Below are 2,204 nucleotides of genomic sequence, written 5' to 3' on the forward strand. Positions count from 1 at the left end.
GTTTTTAAATCATCTAAATTACAAAATAAATGCATAGGAGGTCTTATTCTTTAAAAAGGAAGACCCCCTATATATTAGTTATTTTTATTCTCAATTTTAAACATTTCCTCTATACAAGCACTTTTTATCTTTTCTTATTTATATTTGGAAAAGAAGCCACACAATTTGGCACGTCTATTCAACGAACTCCATTTCGGTCGTCATTATAATTTGGATTTATATGCAGATTGATTGGTGATGTCCTCAAATACTTGACTTCCAATAATATAGTATCCATGAAGCGCGGCCTCTTTTGAAGCGTCTACCATACGGAAAGAAACAATTTCACCTTGCATTTTTTCAATTTGTTTTTTGTGGAGATCTACTACTCCTCCTGTCCAAATAATAGTATCATACTGGTCTAACTTAAATTGTTCTTGTAATACACGCATGATGTCTTGGAAATGTGTATCCAACTCTTTTTGAATTAAAATATCCACCTGACTTGTCTCATAATTTTCTTCTTTATCTCCATATCCTTTTTCTAATATTTTTGGCATGTCATTAATATGCAATTGATTACTTTCACCCGCATGATTCTGCAGGATATTCTTAATATTTTTCAAAGGCTTGCTACATCCTAGTTCCGTCTCATAATGATTTAAAATGACATTTTGTTTCATATCTGTCATTTCTAATGTACGAAATCCACCATCAATAATTAAGATGCGATCTTGTTCCTGAATGATTCCCTCTTTTAAGAAATAGGCATGTAAAGCGATCGGTTGCTGAAGAATCAAAGCATTTTCAACCGTAATATTAATAAATTTCCCATCAATTTGTACGGAAGTTTCTTTTTTTAGTGCACGTTGTAATTGCTCATGCTGACTACCAAAACAAGTGACTGGAAGCCCGGTAACAACTAAAGGTAACACGACATTTTCTTTATAATCCTTTGCAATGCAACCAAATATTTGTTGTTTAAACTGTTCGCTTTCATAATAATTTTCTATTTCTTCGTCAAATGGAGGAAGAAATGAAGCGTCAGATTGATGTGCTTCATTTCCCATGTAGTATGCAAAGTCTAAGTCTATAAAACTTACTTTTGTTAAATCTTCACTTTCAGCATGATTAGGTACAGGAGCTAGTGTGGCAGCTTCACTCTTAATCGTCACCTCAGAATCTACATCCTGTCGATATGCCCGCTTAGTAAAACCAATTCCTACATCAATTGCATACAGAGATTTCATACTTTTTTCCTCACTTTCTCTTTTTAGAATTAAATCTAAGCACTCTCTTCTTTCCCTTCTTTCACATATTTCTTTTCATTTTCCGTTTTTTCTCCGTCTAGATTCTTACTATTTTGTTTTATTTCATTATCCTTTTCATCTTTTTTCTTTTTGTTATTTTCGTTTTCTGTTAAATCTTTAATAGTAGAAATGACAACCGGTGTGGCTGTAAGCAGTTGTGGTAATGTTTGTTTTGCAACATTAGCTGCAGTTACAGAGAATTGTTTACTTGTCTCGGTTACCTTCTCTAATGTTTCCTTTATGTTTCCTTCTTGTAGTTTGTCTTTTACGCTTTTTCCTTTTGTTTGTATAGCTTTCCGATTTTCTTTTTTTAACAGAGATACCATGACTCCGGTCGTAATCCCAATCACAGCATATTTAAATATTGTATGTTTCATTTTTCTCACCCTTCTCTACTTTTATTTTCTTCCATGCTACAACCTAAAATAATTAACTTATCTATTTATCAGATATTGCAATCTATTAGAGAGAATGATAGTTTTGCGGCTGCCTATCACTCGCCGTTAATGTTTCATCTGTTACTAGAAGTAAAATTCTCCCTTGATCTAGTTTTTCTTCATATAAGTTAGCTTCCTCCTTCGACAACCCCATTTCCTTCATTTGATTTCGGAGCTCGTCCCCTTTTTTGGAGAAAAAGTTGATAATACTTGTGCCCAACCCTTGTTCTTTTACTCCAATCGTATTTGTGTTTGTATCATCCGCAATCTTTTTTGTTATATGTTTTTCATGTGTTAAGACGTAAATGTCATCTTGGTGAATCCCTTTCAATTCTAGCTCTTTTACTTTCATAACTACTTCCTGTTCATTTTGATATTCATAAACCACCGGTTTTCTTTCATTCTTATGCATCGTATTTTTCCTCCCTTAGATTTTTTATTTTCTTATTTAGTTGTTATGTAATATGTAATACACCTA

Annotated in this window: 3 protein-coding genes; all 3 read right to left on the reverse strand. The window is 32.8% G+C overall.

From position 1 onward, the window contains the following. Positions 1–203 precede the first annotated feature (203 nt). The 3 genes from ACQGSG_RS28490 to ACQGSG_RS28500 all read right to left on the reverse strand — a co-directional run bounded on the left by ACQGSG_RS28490 (position 204) and on the right by ACQGSG_RS28500 (position 2,138). On the reverse strand, positions 204–1,229 hold the full coding sequence (locus ACQGSG_RS28490) for a ParM/StbA family protein (RefSeq protein WP_000839455.1): 1,026 nt from the start codon (positions 1,227–1,229) through the stop codon (positions 204–206). A gap of 35 nt (positions 1,230–1,264) precedes the next feature. Further along, the gene (locus ACQGSG_RS28495) at positions 1,265–1,666 is read right to left on the reverse strand and encodes a hypothetical protein (RefSeq protein WP_000683226.1); all 402 of its coding nucleotides are present in this window, start codon (positions 1,664–1,666) and stop codon (positions 1,265–1,267) included. A gap of 85 nt (positions 1,667–1,751) precedes the next feature. Then, the gene (locus ACQGSG_RS28500) at positions 1,752–2,138 is read right to left on the reverse strand and encodes a general stress protein (RefSeq protein ID WP_325842668.1); all 387 of its coding nucleotides are present in this window, start codon (positions 2,136–2,138) and stop codon (positions 1,752–1,754) included. Positions 2,139–2,204 lie beyond the last annotated feature (66 nt).

The sequence above is a fragment of the Bacillus sp. GMa5/1 genome (genome assembly GCF_050172015.1).
In the GTDB taxonomy this organism is placed as follows: Bacteria; Bacillota; Bacilli; order Bacillales; family Bacillaceae_G; genus Bacillus_A; species Bacillus_A cereus.

Coding starts and splice junctions, on each gene's coding strand:
- ACQGSG_RS28500 (WP_325842668.1), bottom strand. CDS start 2,138: ATGCATAAGAATGAAAGAAAACCGGTGGTTTATGAATATCAAAATGAA.
- ACQGSG_RS28490 (WP_000839455.1), bottom strand. CDS start 1,229: ATGAAATCTCTGTATGCAATTGATGTAGGAATTGGTTTTACTAAGCGG.
- ACQGSG_RS28495 (WP_000683226.1), bottom strand. CDS start 1,666: ATGAAACATACAATATTTAAATATGCTGTGATTGGGATTACGACCGGA.